The organism is Mordavella massiliensis (assembly GCF_016902415.1).
Classification (GTDB): Bacteria; Bacillota; Clostridia; order Lachnospirales; family Lachnospiraceae; genus Merdimonas; species Merdimonas faecigallinarum.
Window position 1 is genome coordinate 1 of record NZ_JACJLV010000009.1, and the last position, 18385, is coordinate 18385.

General features: G+C 50.4%; 14 protein-coding genes and 1 other annotated feature. All 14 genes read left to right on the forward strand.

The annotated features are described in order from the left end of the window. Nucleotides 1-112: 112 nt before the first annotated feature. The 14 genes from H6A13_RS03990 (at nt 113) to H6A13_RS04055 (ending at nt 18383) form a co-directional block, all read left to right on the forward strand. A complete protein-coding gene (locus tag H6A13_RS03990) occupies nt 113-679 on the forward strand; it encodes a zinc-ribbon domain-containing protein (RefSeq protein WP_204908333.1) in 567 nt (188 codons plus the stop codon). A gap of 46 nt (nt 680-725) precedes the next feature. Beyond that, nucleotides 726-862 (forward strand) — a sequence feature (ribosomal protein L10 leader region). Nucleotides 863-900: 38 nt separating this feature from the next. After that, nucleotides 901-1485 (forward strand): 50S ribosomal protein L10, encoded by a 585-nt coding sequence (gene rplJ / locus H6A13_RS03995; protein WP_204908334.1) that lies wholly within the window; start codon nt 901-903, stop codon nt 1483-1485. A gap of 91 nt (nt 1486-1576) precedes the next feature. Continuing rightward, entirely contained in the window at nt 1577-1945 is a 369-nt protein-coding gene (rplL, locus tag H6A13_RS04000) for a 50S ribosomal protein L7/L12 (protein WP_204908402.1), read from the forward strand. Between the two features lie 139 nt (nt 1946-2084). After that, nucleotides 2085-3866 (forward strand): ABC transporter ATP-binding protein, encoded by a 1782-nt coding sequence (locus tag H6A13_RS04005; RefSeq protein ID WP_204908335.1) that lies wholly within the window; start codon nt 2085-2087, stop codon nt 3864-3866. Then, nucleotides 3859-5625 carry an ABC transporter ATP-binding protein gene (locus H6A13_RS04010; protein WP_204908336.1) on the forward strand — a complete coding sequence of 589 codons (1767 nt, stop codon included), beginning with the start codon at nt 3859-3861 and terminating at the stop codon, nt 5623-5625. The genes H6A13_RS04005 and H6A13_RS04010 overlap by 8 nt, the downstream gene beginning before the upstream one ends. Nucleotides 5626-5816: 191 nt before the next feature. Then, nucleotides 5817-9686, forward strand: a complete 3870-nt coding sequence (rpoB, locus tag H6A13_RS04015; RefSeq protein WP_204908337.1) for a DNA-directed RNA polymerase subunit beta — start codon at nt 5817-5819, stop codon at nt 9684-9686. A gap of 14 nt (nt 9687-9700) precedes the next feature. Next, nucleotides 9701-13417 (forward strand): DNA-directed RNA polymerase subunit beta', encoded by a 3717-nt coding sequence (rpoC, locus tag H6A13_RS04020; RefSeq protein ID WP_204908338.1) that lies wholly within the window; start codon nt 9701-9703, stop codon nt 13415-13417. Nucleotides 13418-13499: 82 nt separating this feature from the next. Beyond that, nucleotides 13500-13697, forward strand: a complete 198-nt coding sequence (locus H6A13_RS04025) for a FeoB-associated Cys-rich membrane protein (protein ID WP_204908339.1) — start codon at nt 13500-13502, stop codon at nt 13695-13697. A 93-nt stretch (nt 13698-13790) separates the two neighbouring features. Then, complete coding sequence (locus H6A13_RS04030; protein WP_204908340.1) at nt 13791-14876, forward strand: M24 family metallopeptidase; 1086 nt, start codon at nt 13791-13793, stop codon at nt 14874-14876. A 117-nt stretch (nt 14877-14993) separates the two neighbouring features. Next, on the forward strand, nt 14994-15557 hold the full coding sequence (locus H6A13_RS04035; protein WP_204908341.1) for an HD domain-containing protein: 564 nt from the start codon (nt 14994-14996) through the stop codon (nt 15555-15557). Between the two features lie 58 nt (nt 15558-15615). Further along, nucleotides 15616-16533 carry a nucleotidyltransferase family protein gene (locus tag H6A13_RS04040; RefSeq protein ID WP_204908342.1) on the forward strand — a complete coding sequence of 306 codons (918 nt, stop codon included), beginning with the start codon at nt 15616-15618 and terminating at the stop codon, nt 16531-16533. A gap of 263 nt (nt 16534-16796) precedes the next feature. Then, the gene (locus H6A13_RS04045) at nt 16797-17369 is read left to right on the forward strand and encodes a TlpA family protein disulfide reductase (RefSeq protein ID WP_243424723.1); all 573 of its coding nucleotides are present in this window, start codon (nt 16797-16799) and stop codon (nt 17367-17369) included. Beyond that, on the forward strand, nt 17366-17539 hold the full coding sequence (locus H6A13_RS04050; RefSeq protein WP_204908406.1) for a CD1871A family CXXC motif-containing protein: 174 nt from the start codon (nt 17366-17368) through the stop codon (nt 17537-17539). The genes H6A13_RS04045 and H6A13_RS04050 overlap by 4 nt, the downstream gene beginning before the upstream one ends. After that, on the forward strand, nt 17532-18383 hold the full coding sequence (locus H6A13_RS04055; protein WP_204908344.1) for a 4Fe-4S binding protein: 852 nt from the start codon (nt 17532-17534) through the stop codon (nt 18381-18383). Before H6A13_RS04050 ends, H6A13_RS04055 begins: the two co-directional genes overlap by 8 nt. The last annotated feature ends 2 nt before the right edge of the window (nt 18384-18385 follow it).

The window sequence follows — 18385 nt, forward strand, 5'->3', positions numbered from 1 at the left end:
GTGTGAAGATCAACCCGATGAAATTGGTTTAATCGGTCACAGATCCATAATAGAATAATAAATGAGGAGTATCGGGTATCCGGTACTCCTTTTGCGAAAAGGAGTAATAATTATGAAAATATGTCAGAATTGCGGGGCAGAAGTAAACGATAACGCTTCTTTCTGCGCAAAATGCGGAAGCAAGATGGAAACAGCAGCAAACCAGGCGGCAAACACAGCGGGAAATACTGCAGGAAACGCAGGCGAGACCGCGGATCAGGGACAGCAGTATCAACAGCAGTATCAGCAGCAGTATCAGCAGCAGTACCAGCAGCAGTATTATCAGCCGGTGGATCCTTATGATCATACTGCACAGTTTGACGCAAAGGACATTTCTGATAACAAGGTGTTCGCGATGGTTGCTTATCTGACCGGAACCATCGGGATCATTATTGCCCTGCTGGCAGGAAGCAAGTCCGAGTATGCCATGTTTCATGTAAGACAGGCTCTGAAGTTTGAGGTTATCACAACGCTGACAGCTATCGTGACGCTGGTCTTTATCTGGACGATCGTGATACCGGTTATCACAGGAATCTTCCTGGTGGTATTGTTCGTGTGCAGGATCATCGCGTTCTTCTCCATCTGCGGAGGAAAGGCGAAGGAGCCGTATATTATCAGAAGTTTCGGATTCCTGAAATAATGCGCGATTCTGGAAAGAAACAGTTGACATACGAAAAAGAGTGTGATATTTTTAATAAAGACTGCCGAAGACAGCAGGTGCGTAAGCGTAAGTAGAGATACGCCTGCCGAGGAGAGTTAGATTCGAGTGATGAATTTACAATGCCTCTGTGTCTTATGGCGCAGAGGCTTATTATATTTCCTTAGAAGCAGTCAAAAATCTTACAAGGAGGTATACCATTCGTGGCAAAAGTGGAATTAAAACAACCAATCGTACAGGCTATTGCAGAAGACGTGAAAGATGCGGCAAGCGTTGTGCTGGTAGACTACCGCGGACTGACTGTTGCGCAGGATACAGAACTGCGTAAGCAGATGAGAGAAGCCGGGATCATCTACAAGGTCTGCAAAAACACCATGATGAAGAGAGCTTTTGAAGGAACAGATTTTGCTGCTCTGGAAGAGCATCTGGAAGGCCCGAGCGCGATCGCTATTTCAAAAGATGACGCAACAGCTCCGGCAAGAATCCTGTGCAAATTTGCAAAAGACGCAAAAGCCCTGGAGTTAAAAGCAGGTGTGGTTGAAGGAACTCTCTATGACGTAAACGGACTGACAGAACTGTCCAAGATCCCGTCCAGAGAAGAACTGCTGTCCAAGCTGCTTGGAAGCCTGCAGTCCCCGATCACAAATCTGGCACGCGTTCTCAACCAGATCGCAGAACAGGGCGGCGCAGAAAACTGCGAAGCAGCTCCTGCAGAAGAAGCACCGGCCGAAGAGGCACCGGCTGCAGAGGAAGCACCTGCAGCAGAAGAAGCACCGGCTGCAGAGTAGCCTGAAGAAAGCTTCTTAAAGCTGTTCCCCGGGCATGAGACAGGGGAGATTCAATGAAAATAATAAAATGGAGGAAAATAAAATGGCAAAAATGACAACAGCAGAATTTATTGATGCTATCAAAGAGTTATCTGTATTAGAGTTAAATGAGCTCGTAAAAGCTTGTGAAGAAGAGTTTGGCGTATCTGCAGCAGCAGGCGTTGTAGTTGCAGCAGCAGCCGGAGACGGAGCTGCAGCAGCAGAAGAGAAGGATGAGTTCGATGTAGAGCTTGTATCCGCTGGAGCATCCAAGGTTAAAGTTATCAAGGTTGTTCGTGAGATCACAGGTCTTGGACTGAAGGAAGCTAAGGCTCTCGTAGACGAGGCTCCGAAGACAGTTAAGGAAGGCGTATCCAAGGCAGAGGCTGAGGAGATCAAGGCTAAACTTGAGGCTGAAGGCGCAGAAGTTAACATGAAATAATTGCAGTCCTTTGTAAGATTGTAATGAAGACCCCCGCGGGATTTCCTGCGGGGGTTTTTGCGTCAGGAGACCTATGGCGTTCCGGGAAAGGATATGTTAAAATAGAATGATTAATTTTTATCTGGAGGAATGTTTGTTTATGAAACGCTTGTTGGGATATTTAAAATATCATCCCGTCATCACTGTGCTGGCGCCGCTTTTTAAAATGCTGGAAGCCACCTTTGAGTTGTTTGTGCCCCTGGTGGTCGCGCAGATGATCGACGTAGGTGTCGCCGGAAATCAGCCGGCGTATCTCTGGAAGATGGGCGCGCTTCTGGTGCTTCTTGGCGTGGTGGGATTCTCCTTTTCCCTGACCGCTCAGTATTTTGCGGCCAAATCGGCCATTTCTACCGGCAAGATGATCCGGCGGGATCTGTTCGCCCATATCAACCGGCTGTCCTATCAGGAGATTGACGCGATCGGAACTTCTACTTTGATCAACCGGATGACAGTGGACATCAATCAGGTGCAGAACGGAGTCAACATGTTTCTGCGTCTCTTCCTTCGTTCTCCCTTTGTGGTGATTGGCGCGATGGTCATGGCGTTTACTGTGGATGTGAAGGCGGCCGTGCCTTTTGCGGTTACGATCCCGGCGCTTCTTGTGGTGGTGTTTGCCATCCTGCTTTTTAGCATGCCGTTATATAAAAAAGTGCAGAAACAGCTGGACAAGATCCTTTTAAGCACCCGGGAAAATCTGCTGGGAATCCGTGTGATCCGGGCTTTTTCCAGACAGGAATCGGAAAAAGACAGGTTCCGTGAGGAAACAAAGGATTTTTATCAGAGACAGGTGTTTGTGGGAAAAATCTCCGCGCTTTTAAATCCGCTTACTTATGTGATCATTAACCTGGGGATCATTGCCATTCTGTATTACGGAGGGCATCAGGTTGACGCCGGAGATCTGTCCCAGGGCCAGCTGATCGCGCTGATCAACTATATGTCCCAGATCCTGACGGAGCTGGTGAAACTTGCGAATCTGATCATCCTGTTGTCCCGGGCCATGGCAAGCCTGTCCCGTGTGAACACCATCTTTGAGGTGAAGCCCTCCATATCGGCGGAAGGAAAAGAACTTTCTGTGCCGGCGCCTGCAGGAGCGGAAGTCCCGGCTGTGGAATTTGATCATGTCAGCTTCTCGTATGCCGGCGCGCAAAGCGAAGTGCTCCATGACCTGACATTTTCTGCCATGCCGGGTGAAACGATCGGCATCATCGGCGGAACCGGCTCGGGCAAGTCCACTCTGGCGAATCTTATTCCCAGATTTTATGATATCGGGAAGGGCTCCATCCGGCTGTTCGGCCAGGAGATCAAGAACTTAAATCCTGCGTCCATCCGGCGGCGCATCGGCATCGTGCCGCAGAAAGCGGCTCTTTTTTCGGGGACTCTCCGGCAAAATATGCAGTGGGGCAAACGAAATGCTTCGGATGAAGAGATTTACCGGGCTCTTGATACGGCCCAGGCCAGAGAGTTTGTAGATGCAAAGGGAAAGGGGCTGGATCTGTCCATCCAGCAGGGAGGCTCCAATCTGTCCGGCGGACAGCGCCAGCGCCTGACCATTGCAAGAGCGCTGGTGGGAAGGCCAAAGATCCTGATCCTGGACGACAGCGCATCTGCCCTTGACTTTGCCACGGACGCAAAGCTTCGGAGCGCGCTGAAAAGAGACACGGGAGCAAGTACGGTCTTTCTGATCTCCCAGCGGGTATCGGCGGTTCAGAACGCAGACAAGATCCTGGTGCTGGAAGACGGAAGACTGGCCGGATGCGGCACCCACACGGAGCTTCTGGGGTCATGCCCGGTCTACCGGGAAATCTGCGCGTCCCAGTCTGCCGGAGACCTGCCGGCGGATCAAGCAGCATCGAAAGGAAAGGAGGAGTCAGCAAATGCCTGATCAGACATCATCTGTAAAATCGCAAAATCAGCAGACGCTTCGGAAGATTTTTCGTTATATCCGTCCATACTGGTATCTGGTGATCCTGTCCCTCCTGCTTGCGGCAGTGACTGTGGCGCTTACCCTGTATGTGCCGATCCTGACCGGACGGGCGGTGGATGCCATTGCCGGAAAAGACCTGGTGAATTTTCACACCTTATTTGCCCTGATCACAAGTATCGCAGTTTCTATTTCCGTTACGGCTGCGGCGCAGTGGATCATGAATCATGTAAACAATCTGATCACCTACCGGGTGGTGCGGTCTCTTCGGACCCGGGCGTTTGAGCATCTCCAGGAGCTCCCATTATCATATGTGGACCGCCATCCCTACGGAGATCTGATGAGTCGGATCGTAACGGATATTGATCAGTTTTCCGACGGTCTGCTTCTTGGATTTACCCAGTTTTTTACCAGTGCGGTTACCATTCTTGGAACCATCGGATTTATGCTGAGTATCAATCCCTGGATCACACTGGTAGTGGTGGTGCTAAGTCCCATGTCTTTCCTGGTGGCGAATTTTATTTCGAAAAAATCATTTACCATGTTTAAGAAACAGTCGGAGACCAGAGGAGAACTGACCGGATTTACCAATGAAATGCTGGGCGGCATTAAAGTGGTCCAGGCGTTTGGCCATCAGGAAGAGGCTATCAGAGAATTTGAGGAGATCAACGAACGCCTTTCGGGATATTCCCTGAAAGCGACGTTCTTTTCCTCTATCACCAATCCGGCCACCCGGTTTATGTATTCCTGTATCTACGCAGGCGTGACCATTGCCGGATGCTTTGGCGTGATCGGCAGTATGCTGACAGTAGGACAGCTTTCCAGTTTCTTAAGTTATACCAATCAGTATACGAAGCCATTTAACGATATTACCAGTGTGCTAACGGAGTTCCAGAATTCCATTGCTTCAGCGGCGCGGGTATTTGCCTTTCTGGAGGAGGCGCCGGAGACGCCGGAACCGGCGGACGCTGCGGAGCTTACGGATCCCCGGGGAGAGATCAGCCTGAATGACGTGGAATTTTCTTATACGCCGGAGGTTCCGCTGATCCGGAATCTGAACCTGCATGTATCGCCGGGACAAAGGATCGCCATCGTCGGCCCTACAGGCTGTGGAAAAACAACGCTGATTAATCTGCTGATGCGGTTCTATGATGTAAATGCCGGCTCCATCCAGGTGGACGGCTGTGATATCCGGAAGATGACCCGGGAATCCCTGCGGAGCAGCTATGGCATGGTGCTGCAGGAAACCTGGCTGAAATCTGCCACGATCCGGGAGAATATTGCATACGGAAAACCGGACGCTACGGAAGAAGAGATCATTGCGGCTGCAAAAGAGGCCTATGCCCACAGCTTTATCATGCGGCTGCCGGAAGGCTATGATACCGTCATCACGGAAGGCGGGGAGAACCTGTCCCAGGGACAGAAACAGCTTCTGTGCATTGCCCGCATTATGCTGTGCTTGCCGCCGATGCTGATCCTGGACGAGGCGACATCGTCCATTGATACCATGACAGAACTCCGGATCCAGAGGGCGTTTGAGCAGCTGATGAAGGGAAGGACCAGTTTCATTGTGGCCCACCGGCTGTCCACCATCCAGACGGCGGATGTGATCCTGGTAATGGACAAAGGACATATCATTGAACAGGGCACGCATGAAGAACTTCTGAAAAAGGGCGGCTTTTATGCGAATCTGTATAACAGCCAGTTTGCTCCGGCGTAAGAAAAGTTTTCTCAGGAAAAATCGTTGACAACTCTTGACAACCTGTGCTATAGTAAAAAATGCGCTATTGTGGAAACTTATGCCATAAAACCCTGTATACACGGGCAAAAACCATAGAAATCCACAGCTTTTGCAACTGTTATGGGCGGCTCGCAGCCCGACAAAAAATAAATGAGGAGTGAAACGTCAATATGGAGAAAAACAGAATTCGTCCCATCAAAAGCGGAAAGAGTTCACGCATGAGCTATTCCAGACAAAAAGAAGTGCTTCAGATGCCGAATTTGATCGAAGTCCAGAAAGATTCCTACCAGTGGTTTCTGGATGAAGGTTTAAAAGAAGTATTTGATGATATTTCTCCGATCGCTGACTACAGCGGACATCTGAGCCTGGAATTTGTTGACTTTACCTTGTGCGAGGATGATGTGAAGTACTCGATCGAAGAGTGCAAGGAGCGGGATGCAACATATGCGGCACCGCTGAAGGTAAGAGTAAGGCTTCATAATAAAGAAACGGATGAGATCAATGAGCATGAGATCTTTATGGGAGATCTTCCGCTGATGACAAGCACCGGTACCTTTGTGATCAATGGGGCTGAGCGAGTGATCGTCAGCCAGCTTGTGCGTTCTCCCGGAATCTATTATGCGATCGCGCACGATAAACTGGGAAAGAAGTTATTTTCCTGTACCGTGATCCCGAACCGCGGCGCATGGCTGGAGTACGAGACTGATTCCAATGACGTTTTTTATGTACGAGTAGATAGAACAAGAAAGGTACCGATCACTGTGCTGATCCGTGCGCTGGGAATCGGGACCAATCCGGAGATCATCGAGCTGTTCGGAGAAGAGCCGAAGATCCTGGCAAGCTTTGAGAAAGACGCGGCCACGAACTATCAGGAAGGGCTTCTGGAACTGTATAAGAAGATCCGTCCCGGCGAGCCGCTGGCTGTGGACAGCGCGGAGAGCCTGATCACCAGCATGTTCTTTGACCCGAGACGTTATGATCTTGCCAAGGTAGGAAGATATAAATTTAATAAGAAGCTGATGCTGAGAAACCGGATCAGCGGCCATGTACTGGCCGAGGATGTGGCAAGTCCGCTGACAGGCGAAGTGATCGCCGAAGCGGGAACTAAAGTGACCAGAGAACTGGCAGACCAGATCCAGAATGCAGCGGTTCCTTATGTATGGATCGCGCGTCCGGATGAGGAGAGAAATATCAAGGTTCTTTCCAATATGATGGTGGACATTACTTCCATCGTGGACGTAGATCCCAAGGAAGTGGGCGTGACAGAACTGGTATACTATCCGGTGCTGGCCGGCATCCTGGAGGAGACGGCAGGGGATGTTGAGGAGCTTAAGAGCGCCATCCGCAGAGATATCCACGATCTGATCCCGAAGCATATTACAAAGGAAGATATTCTTGCTTCCATTAACTATAACATCCATCTGGAGTATGGCCTGGGAAATGATGACGACATCGACCACCTGGGCAACCGCCGGATCCGTTCTGTAGGAGAACTTCTGCAGAATCAGTACCGGATCGGTCTGTCCAGACTGGAAAGAGTGGTACGTGAGCGTATGACCACACAGGATCTGGAGGGAATTTCTCCCCAGTCCCTGATCAATATCAAACCGGTGACAGCGGCTGTGAAGGAGTTCTTCGGATCTTCCCAGCTGTCCCAGTTTATGGACCAGAACAACCCGCTTGGAGAGTTGACACACAAGAGACGTCTCTCCGCCCTGGGACCGGGAGGTCTTTCCAGAGACCGCGCCGGATTCGAGGTGCGTGACGTACATTATTCCCATTACGGAAGAATGTGCCCGATCGAGACGCCTGAAGGACCGAACATCGGTCTGATCAACTCTCTGGCATGCTATGCAAGGATCAACCAGTACGGATTTGTAGAGGCGCCGTACCGCAAGGTCGACAAGTCTGATCCGTCCAATCCGCGCGTAACCGATGAAGTTGTTTACATGACAGCAGATGAAGAAGACAATTACCATGTGGCACAGGCGAATACGCCTCTGGATGCGGAAGGACATTTTGTGCATAAAAATGTATCCGGTCGTTACCGTGAGGAGACTCAGGAGTACGAAAGAAGCATGTTCGATTACATGGACGTATCTCCGAAAATGGTATTCTCTGTTGCGACAGCTCTGATTCCGTTCCTGCAGAACGACGACGCCAACCGTGCGCTGATGGGATCCAACATGCAGCGCCAGGCTGTTCCGCTTCTGATGACAGAAGCTCCGGTCGTGGGAACAGGTATGGAAGAAAAAGCTGCAGTAGACTCCGGCGTGTGCGTAGTGGCTGAAGAAGGCGGTGTGGTAGAGCGCTCTACTTCCGCGGAGATCACCATCCGTCAGGATGACGGCAATCTGAAGAAATACAAGCTGACCAAGTTTATGCGCAGCAACCAGAGCAACTGCTACAATCAGAGACCGATTGTGTTTAAAGGAGACCGGGTTGAGGCCGGCGAAGTGATCGCTGACGGCCCGTCTACCTCTAACGGCGAGATGGCTCTTGGAAAGAACCCGCTGATCGGATTTATGACCTGGGAAGGTTATAACTACGAGGACGCGGTACTGTTAAGTGAAAGACTGGTACAGGATGATGTTTACACATCCGTACACATTGAAGAATATGAGGCGGAGGCCCGCGATACCAAGCTTGGGCCGGAAGAGATCACCCGCGATATCCCGGGCGTAGGCGATGACGCGCTGAAGAACCTGGATGAGAGAGGTATCATCCGCATCGGCGCAGAAGTGCGTGCAGGAGATATCCTTGTAGGTAAGGTAACCCCGAAGGGAGAGACCGAACTGACAGCAGAAGAGCGTCTGCTTCGCGCTATTTTCGGTGAAAAGGCACGTGAAGTCAGAGATACTTCTCTGAAAGTACCGCATGGAGAATACGGTATCGTAGTAGACGCCAAAGTATTTACCAGAGCAAATGGTGATGAACTGTCACCGGGCGTAAACCAGGCTGTCCGCATCTACATTGCCCAGAAGAGAAAGATCTCTGTGGGTGATAAGATGGCAGGACGTCACGGTAATAAGGGTGTCGTTTCCCGTGTCCTTCCTGTGGAGGATATGCCCTTCCTGCCAAACGGACGTCCGCTGGACATCGTGTTAAATCCTCTGGGCGTACCGTCCCGTATGAATATCGGACAGGTGCTGGAGATCCATCTGTCTCTGGCTGCCAAGGCTCTTGGTTTTAACATTGCCACACCGGTATTTGACGGCGCAGATGAGAACGACATTATGGATACGCTTGACCTGGCGAATGATTATGTAAACTTAAGCTGGGAAGAGTTTGAAGCTAAGCATAAAGAAGAGCTGCTTCCGGAAGTGCTCCAGTATCTGTCTGACAACCGTGAGCACAGAAAACTGTGGAAGGGCGTTCCGATCTCCAGAGACGGAAAAGTGCGCCTGCGTGACGGACGGACCGGCGAGTTCTTTGACAGCCCGGTTACCATCGGACACATGCACTATCTGAAGCTGCACCACCTGGTAGACGACAAGATCCACGCACGTTCTACCGGACCATACTCTCTGGTTACCCAGCAGCCTCTGGGAGGAAAAGCCCAGTTCGGCGGACAGCGTTTCGGAGAGATGGAAGTATGGGCGCTGGAAGCATACGGCGCGTCTTATACTCTGCAGGAGATCCTGACTGTGAAGTCCGATGATGTGATCGGCCGTGTGAAGACCTACGAGGCGATCATCAAGGGCGAGAACGTTCCGGAGCCCGGTATTCCGGAGTCCTTCAAGGTACTCTTAAAGGAACTGCAGTCTCTAGGACTGGATGTGCGCGTTCTTCGGGATGACAACACAGAGGTTGAGATCATGGAGACGGTAGACATGGGTGAAACCGATTTCCGTTCCCTGATCGAAGGAGACAGGAAATATCGTCAGGAGGATAACCTTGGCGAACAGGGTTATACAGAGCAGGAATTCCAGGGTGAAGAACTGGTGGATGTAGATCAGGAGCCGGAAGAGGACGACTACCAGATGGAATTCCAGGAAACAGATGATTTTGCATATGATGATCTGTCAGATGATGAATAGGAAGGAGTGCCAGGATGCCAGAAAATAATAAAGAACAAACTTATCAGCCAATGACGTTTGATGCAATTAAGATCGGCTTGGCATCGCCTGAAAAGATCCTTGAATGGTCCAGAGGTGAGGTTACCAAGCCGGAGACCATCAACTACAGAACGCTGAAGCCGGAAAAAGACGGCCTGTTCTGCGAAAGGATCTTCGGACCCAGCAAAGACTGGGAATGCCATTGCGGAAAATACAAGAAGATCCGCTATAAAGGCGTGGTCTGCGACCGTTGCGGCGTAGAAGTTACCAAATCCAGCGTGCGCCGTGAGCGTATGGGACATATTGCCCTGGCCGCTCCGGTATCTCACATCTGGTACTTTAAAGGAATCCCCAGCCGTATGGGACTGATCCTGGATCTGTCCCCGCGGACTCTGGAGAAGGTACTGTATTTTGCTTCTTATATTGTACTGGATAAGGGAGAGACCGACCTTCAGTATAAGCAGGTTCTGTCCGAACAGGAATATCAGGAGGCAAGAGAGAACTGGGGAAATACCTTCCGTGTCGGCATGGGCGCGGAAGCGATCCAGGAGCTCTTACAGGCGATCGACCTGGATAAGGATTACGAGGAACTGCAGGAAGGCTTAAAGGGATCCACAGGACAGAAGCGCGCACGTATTGTGAAGCGTCTGGAAGTGGTAGAAGCATTCCGTGAATCCGGAAACAAGCCGGAGTGGATGATCCTTACCAATATTCCGGTCATCCCGCCGGATCTTCGTCCGATGGTACAGCTGGACGGCGGACGTTTTGCCACCAGCGATCTTAATGACCTGTACCGCCGGATCATTAACAGAAACAATCGTCTGAAACGCCTGCTTGAGCTGGGCGCGCCGGACATTATCGTAAGAAATGAAAAGAGAATGCTGCAGGAGGCGGTAGACGCCCTGATCGACAACGGCCGCAGAGGCCGTCCGGTGACAGGACCCGGAAACCGCGCGCTCAAATCCCTGTCAGACATGCTGAAAGGAAAATCCGGACGTTTCCGTCAGAACCTTCTTGGAAAGCGTGTGGATTATTCCGGACGTTCCGTTATCGTAGTAGGGCCGGAACTGAAGATCTATCAGTGCGGTCTGCCCAAAGAAATGGCGATCGAGCTGTTTAAGCCTTTCGTTATGAAAGAGCTGGTGCAGAACGGAACAGCCCATAACATCAAGAATGCGAAAAAGATGGTTGAGCGTCTGGAACCCCAGGTATGGGATGTTCTGGAAGACGTGATCAAAGAGCATCCTGTGATGCTGAACCGTGCGCCTACACTGCACAGACTGGGTATCCAGGCATTTGAGCCGATCCTGGTAGAAGGCAAGGCCATTAAGCTGCATCCACTGGTATGTACCGCATACAACGCGGACTTTGACGGTGACCAGATGGCGGTTCATCTTCCGCTGTCCGTAGAGGCGCAGGCAGAATGCCGGTTCCTCCTTCTGTCGCCAAACAACCTTCTGAAACCTTCCGATGGAGGACCGGTTGCCGTTCCGTCTCAGGATATGGTACTTGGTATCTATTATCTGACCCAGGAAAGACCTGGTGCAAAAGGAGAGGGCAAAGCCTTCAAGAGCGTGAATGAGGCGCTGCTGGCATACGAGAACCAGGCGATTACCCTGCACTCTAAGATCAAGGTGCGGGTAAGCAAGGAGATGCCGGATGGTACAGTCAAGAGCGGTATCATCGAGTCTACCCTGGGAAGATTCCTGTTTAATGAGATCATTCCGCAGGATCTTGGCTTTGTTGACAGAGAGCAGGAAGGAAATGAGCTGAAGCTGGAGATTGATTTCCATGTAGGAAAGAAACAGTTGAAGCAGATCCTGGAAAAGGTTATCAATACCCATGGATCTACCGCTACCGCAGAAGTGCTGGATGCGGTGAAATCCATTGGTTATAAGTTCTCCACCCGCGCGGCTATGACCGTATCGATTTCTGATATGACCGTTCCGCCGCAGAAGCCGGAGATGATCCAGAAAGCGCAGGATACTGTTGATAAGATCACCAAGAACTTTAAGCGTGGTCTCATTACAGAGGAAGAGCGTTACAAAGAAGTAGTAGAGACCTGGAAGGCTACCGACGACGAACTGACAGAGGCCCTGCTTTCCGGTCTGGACAAATACAATAATATTTATATGATGGCAGATTCCGGAGCCCGTGGTTCTGACAAGCAGATCAAACAGCTTGCCGGTATGCGTGGTCTGATGGCCGATACAACCGGACGTACCATCGAGCTGCCGATCAAGTCCAACTTCCGTGAAGGTCTGGACGTACTGGAATATTTCATGTCTGCCCATGGCGCACGTAAGGGTCTGTCTGATACGGCTCTTCGTACCGCCGACTCTGGTTATCTGACCAGACGTCTGGTAGACGTATCTCAGGAACTGATCATCCATGATGTAGACTGTGTGGGTGAAGGACAGGAGATCCCGGGCATGTATGTGAGAGCATTCATGGACGGAAACGAAGAGATCGAAAGCCTGCAGGAGCGTATTACAGGACGTTACCTCTGCGAGGATATTAAAGACATCGACGGAAATGTTCTGGTAAAAGCCAACCATATGGTTACACCGAAGCGCGCCGAACTGATCATCAAAAAAGGTGTGGATGAAAACGGCGAGCCGCTTAAGAAGATTAAGATCCGTACCATCCTTACCTGCCGTTCCCACAGAGGCGTATGTGCGAAGTGCTACGGCGCCAACATGGCTACCGGCGAGCCGGTACAGGTGGGCGAGGCTGTCGGCATCATCGCGGCACAGTCCATCGGAGAGCCTGGTACACAGCTTACCATGCGTACCTTCCATACCGGTGGTGTGGCCGGAGACGATATTACACAGGGTCTTCCCCGTGTAGAAGAGTTGTTTGAGGCCAGAAAGCCGAAGGGACTTGCGATCATCACAGAGTTTGCAGGAACCGCAACGATCAACGATACAAAGAAGAGACGCGAGATCATCGTTACCAATCATGAGACCGGAGAGTCCAAGGCTTACCTGATCCCCTACGGATCCAGGATCAAGATCCAGGACGGCGCAGAGCTTGAGGCCGGCGATGAGCTGACCGAAGGTAGCGTTAATCCGCATGATATCCTGAAGATCAAAGGACTTCGCGCCGTACAGGATTATATGATCCAGGAAGTACAGCGTGTATACCGTCTCCAGGGTGTTGATATCAACGACAAGCATATCGAGGTGATCGTGCGTCAGATGCTGAAGAAAGTCCGCGTAGAAGAGGCGGGAGACACGGAATTCCTGCCGGGAACCAACGTAGACCGTCTGGTATTTGAGGACGTGAACGAAGAGATGGAAAAAGAAGGAAAGACTCCGGCAACCGGAGAGCAGATCATGCTTGGTATCACCAAGGCATCTCTTGCAACCAATTCCTTCCTGTCTGCCGCGTCCTTCCAGGAGACAACCAAGGTTCTGACCGAGGCTGCGATCAAAGGAAAGATTGATCCGCTGGTAGGTCTGAAGGAAAATGTCATCATTGGTAAGCACATCCCGGCTGGTACCGGAATGCACAAATACCGTGACATCCGACTGGATACAGGCATTGTTCCGGAAGAGGAAGAAGAACTGGAACTGTCTCTTACCGGTGAAATGGAAGACATGCCGGAAGACGGCGTGATAGAGGATGTGGAAGAAGCAGTTGTGGAAGAAGCAGCTGCGGAAGCATCTGAAGAACCGGAAGCAGAAGAACTGGTAACAGCAGAAGAATAAAAAAGAGATCCCGCAGCGGAAGAACGGAGCAAAAGCCCGGGCTTCCCTGCGGGGTTTTTCGCATGAAATGACAGGAGTAAGTATGAGATATGAGATGGCGCTACTTGCCGCAGAGGGACTCTTTTCTACTGCCATAGTGGGAGGGATCCTGGTGGCGGCCTTGCTTTTTGCGGCGCGCAGATTATGGAAGAAAAGAAGAGAACAGGGACCCGGCTGCGGCTGCGGCGGGTGTACGGACTGTAAAGGATGCAGTTTCCGGAAACCGGAGGATAAAAATTGACATTTTCTGGGGATAAGACTATAATAAATTTGGAAAAAATGACAGGGAAAGCGGTCGCTTTTCCACGTCTATTTAAGAAAGGTTGGGGAAAAAATGGACCAGAACAAAGTATCAAGAGTATTAAAGTCAATGGAAGAAAAAGGCGTTCCACAGATGATCGTATCCGACCCGGTAGCGATTTCCTACCTGACAGGAAAGTGGATCTTCCCGGGAGAAAGACTCCTGGCGCTGTACCTGAATGTGAATGGAAACCACAAGATGATCATCAACAAACTGTTCCCGCAGGAGACGGATCTTGGCGTAGATATCATTTACTATGATGATATTGAGGACGGCGTAGAGATTTTAAGCAGATATGTGGACAAAGATAAGGTTATGGGAATCGACAAAACCTGGCCGTCTAAATTCCTGATCCGTCTGCAGGAACTGGGCGGAGGCAGCAAGTTTGTAAACGGTTCTCCGATCGTTGACTATATCCGTATGGTCAAAGATGAAAAAGAGCAGGAACTGATGAGAGAATCCTCCAGAATCAATGATATCGCTATGGAGCGGATCATTCCCTGGGTAGTAAAGGGACTGACAGAGAAAGAACTGAACGCCAAGATGCGTGAGATCTACAAAGAACTGGGATGCGAGGATGTATCCTTTGATCCGATCACAGCATATGGACACGGCGCTGCAGACCCGCATCACGTAACAGATGACTCCAAGGGAAAACGTGGCGACTGCGTTATCCTGGATATCGGAGCATTCAAGGACAACTATGCATCTGATATGACCAGAACCGTATTCATCGGCGAGGTTTCCGACCGTGCAAGAGAGATCTACGATATCGTATGCGAAGCCAACAGACGCGGTATTGAGGCCGCTAAACCGGGCAACCGTATGTGTGATGTAGACCTGGCTGCAAGAAATTACATCGAAGAGAAGGGATACGGACAGTATTTCACTCACAGAACCGGACACTCTATCGGTCTGGAAGACCATGAGTTCGGGGATGTATCTTCTGTAAATGAGGATATCATCCAGGTAGGACAGTGCTTCTCTGTTGAGCCTGGTATCTATCTGCCGGATGAGAATATCGGTGTTCGTATTGAGGACCTGGTAATCATTACAGAAGATGGATGTGAAGTTCTGAACCACTTTACAAAAGATCTGATCGTAGTTCCAGAAGAGTAATCCTTACCTGAAGGAATCACGCCAAAAATTCCAGGGAGCAGAGATTCTATCTGTAGAATTTCTGCTCCTTTTATGTTACAATGGGTGCAGTCGAAAGGAACAAAGGAGGCATTGGAAATGAACCGTGAACAGGCACATGAGATACTGATGAAATATATGCAGGGAGAGAATTATATCACACATTCCTATGCAGTAGAAGCCATCATGCGAGGTCTGGCAAAGAGACTGGCTCCCGACGAGGTGGAATACTGGGGGATCGTTGGTCTTCTGCATGATCTGGATGAGGAGCAGTGCGACTGGCGTAATGATATGAGCACCCACGGACCGACATCCGTAGAGATCCTGAAAAAGGAAGGGATCGATGATAAGGTGCTGTTTGACGCCATCTGCGCCCACAATCCCAAGAGCGGCGTGAAGGCGAAGACAAAACTGCAGTATGCTGTTCTGGCGGCAGATCCGATGAGTGGATTTGTAAAAGCGGTAGCACAGATTTATCCGGATAAAAAGATCGCGAGCGTAAAGCATAAATCTGTAATGAAGCGGTTCAATGAGCATCGTTTTGCGGCGGGCGCAAACCGGGATTACATGGAAGCAATTGAATTTACAGGATTAAGCCTGGATGACCTGATCGATGTAGCACTGGAGGAGATGGGCGCGATCGCCGATGTTCTGGGCTTATAATGCAGCCAGGGTCATCTGACCTCAATATTACTGTAATGTATCGTGAGAGGAAAATAGTATGAAAACAACACTGATTATCATGGCGGCCGGGATCGGTTCCCGTTATGGCGGCGGGATCAAGCAGCTTGCAAAAATGGGGAAGCACGGCGAGATCATCATGGATTATTCCATATATGACGCAAAAGAGGCGGGATTTGATAAAGTCGTTTTCATTATCCGCAAGGATATTGAAAAGGAGTTTAAGGAAGCCATCGGAGACCGCATCCGGGAACAGATTGAAGTAGAATATGTGTTCCAGGAACTTTCCGATATCCCGGAAGGATTCCGGGTTCCGGAAGGCCGCGTAAAGCCCTGGGGAACCGGACAGGCGATTCTCTGCTGTAAAGATGTGGTAAAAGAGCCGTTTGTCATTATCAATGCGGATGACTACTATGGAAAAGAAGCGTTCCGTAAGCTGCATGATTTCCTGATCCGTGAAAAGGACTGCGGCGCCAGGTACTGTATGGGAATGGCCGGCTTTGTGCTGAAAAATACGCTGAGTGATAACGGGACTGTTACCCGCGGGATCTGCAAAGCAGATGAGAATGATATGCTGACGCACGTGGTAGAGACGACAGGGATCGGAAGAGACGCAGATGGACGTCTGGTCTGCGATGATCCGGAGGTACAGAAGTGGTTTTCCGAGCAGGAACGGGTCTCCATGAATATGTGGGCCGGTGAACCTGTATTTATTGAGTATCTGGAAGAGGGATTCCGGGAATTCCTTGCGGATGATTCCGGTGATCCTCTGAAAAAAGAATACCTTTTGCCTACGATCGTAGATCAGCTGATCCGGAAGGGAGAGGCAAAGGTAAAGGTGCTGGAAACCCAGGATAAGTGGTTTGGAATTACTTATAAAGAGGACAAGCCTGCCGTGGAAGCTGCTTTTGCAAAGCTGATTGAAGACGGGGTTTATCCGGAAAAACTGTGGGGATAAAAAGAAAAGAACAGCCTGTTCTGTATAGAATGGGCTGTTGCTTTTTTACAAATGTAGTTCTTTTAAAAGCTGCTCCTGATAAACAGGATCCGCGCGGCCTCCAGGATATCATCTGTTCTTCCCAGTTCTGATAGCTTCAGGATCAGGCGGTTGATCTCGCTTTAATAAGAGCTTTTGGTGGAAGGGAGCAGGATTCTATGCTATACTGGACGCAATCTATGGATGATGATCATGTACGAAAAAGGTTGGTAAGGAGGAGATCCATGAAGAAAAAACGGTTGAGCGCGATATTGCTGACGGCTGTGCTTGTGGCAGCACTTTGTTCCTGCGGAAAAGAAGAGGAACCAAGGGATACGAAGGTTTCTGAAAGTACACAGGAGCCGGCGGATACTTCCGGGGAAGCGCTGTTTGGGGAATTTGAGGCAGAAACAATAGATGGAGAGAGCGTGACACAGGACATTTTTGGTCAGTCGAAGCTTACGATGGTAAATATCTGGGGGACTTTTTGCGGACCCTGTATCCAGGAGATGCCGGAACTGGGCGAGATCAGCCGTTCCTATGACACTGGTGAATTTCAGATGATCGGGCTGATCAGCGACGTTATGGAACCGCAGGATGCGGACGCAAAAGAGATTATTGATTCCACACAGGCAGATTATGTGCATCTGATTGCTTCTCCTGATCTGCAGAGAAATATTTTAAGCAGGGTCAGTGTGGTGCCGACCACAGTATTTGTGGATGCCGACGGCAATCAGGTCGGGGAGGCTTATGCCGGAAGCCGGTCTAAGGAAGACTGGACGGAAATCATTGAAGAATTGAGAGGCGAGGTACAGTGAACAAGGGCAGAAAGACAAACATGGCCGGGGCAGGATACCGCAGATGGCTGTGGGCGCTGTTGCTGGCTGCGGGGATTTGCTTTTTAGGCATCGGGATCTGGCGCGGGGAGGCGCAGACCGTGTGGATCAAAGCGATTTATATATGTCTGGAGTGTATTGGAATTGGGTAAACGAATAAGATTTTGGGTGCAGATTGCTTTTACTGCGCTGACCAACGGGTATATCTTTGGCTTTCTTACAGGGAAAATCTATACAGGTCCCACAAAGACCATCTGTGTGCCGGGGCTGAATTGCTACTCCTGCCCGGGAGCGCTTGGCTCCTGCCCCATCGGAGCTTTGCAGGCAGTTCTGACCGGCGGCTCCAGATTTTCCTTCTATGCAGTGGGATTTTTGTTGCTGTTCGGTTCTTTGTTTGGCCGTTTTATCTGCGGATGGCTGTGTCCGTTCGGACTGGCGCAGGATCTGCTTTATAAGATCCTGTTTCCCCGGAAGAGGAAGAATCTGCCTGGGCATCAGTGGCTGGTAAGAGTGAAGTATCTGGTCCTGGTGATTCTGGTAATTTTACTGCCAATGGTTGTGACAGGGGAATTTGGACAGAGATCACCCTGGTTTTGCCAGTATCTCTGCCCCAGCGGGACTTTGATGGCGGGACTGCCGCTGGTGGCGTCTTCTCCGGCGCTGCAGGAGGCCGCAGGATTCCTGTTTGACTGGAAGGTTGCGCTTCTGCTACTGTTACTTTTGCTGGCAATCGGAGTATACCGCCCATTTTGTAAATATCTTTGTCCGCTGGGGGCGGTGTACAGTTTTTTTAATTCCGTAGCCTGCTACCAGTATCGGGTAGAGGATACCTGTATCCAGTGCGGGAAATGCCAGGAGGCCTGCAAGATGGACATCCGGACCTGGAAACAGCCAAACAGCCCGGAATGTATCCGGTGCGGCGACTGTATCCGGGCCTGTCCGGTACAGGCGATCCAAAAAGAGCCCTTGTTTCGGGGGAGAAAGAAGGAGGAATAAAA

Coding starts and splice junctions, on each gene's coding strand:
- H6A13_RS03990 (WP_204908333.1), top strand. CDS start 113: ATGAAAATATGTCAGAATTGCGGGGCAGAAGTAAACGATAACGCTTCT.
- rplL (WP_204908402.1), top strand. CDS start 1,577: ATGACAACAGCAGAATTTATTGATGCTATCAAAGAGTTATCTGTATTA.
- H6A13_RS04005 (WP_204908335.1), top strand. CDS start 2,085: ATGAAACGCTTGTTGGGATATTTAAAATATCATCCCGTCATCACTGTG.
- H6A13_RS04010 (WP_204908336.1), top strand. CDS start 3,859: ATGCCTGATCAGACATCATCTGTAAAATCGCAAAATCAGCAGACGCTT.
- rpoB (WP_204908337.1), top strand. CDS start 5,817: ATGGAGAAAAACAGAATTCGTCCCATCAAAAGCGGAAAGAGTTCACGC.
- rpoC (WP_204908338.1), top strand. CDS start 9,701: ATGCCAGAAAATAATAAAGAACAAACTTATCAGCCAATGACGTTTGAT.
- H6A13_RS04025 (WP_204908339.1), top strand. CDS start 13,500: ATGAGATATGAGATGGCGCTACTTGCCGCAGAGGGACTCTTTTCTACT.
- H6A13_RS04030 (WP_204908340.1), top strand. CDS start 13,791: ATGGACCAGAACAAAGTATCAAGAGTATTAAAGTCAATGGAAGAAAAA.
- H6A13_RS04035 (WP_204908341.1), top strand. CDS start 14,994: ATGAACCGTGAACAGGCACATGAGATACTGATGAAATATATGCAGGGA.
- H6A13_RS04040 (WP_204908342.1), top strand. CDS start 15,616: ATGAAAACAACACTGATTATCATGGCGGCCGGGATCGGTTCCCGTTAT.
- H6A13_RS04045 (WP_243424723.1), top strand. CDS start 16,797: ATGAAGAAAAAACGGTTGAGCGCGATATTGCTGACGGCTGTGCTTGTG.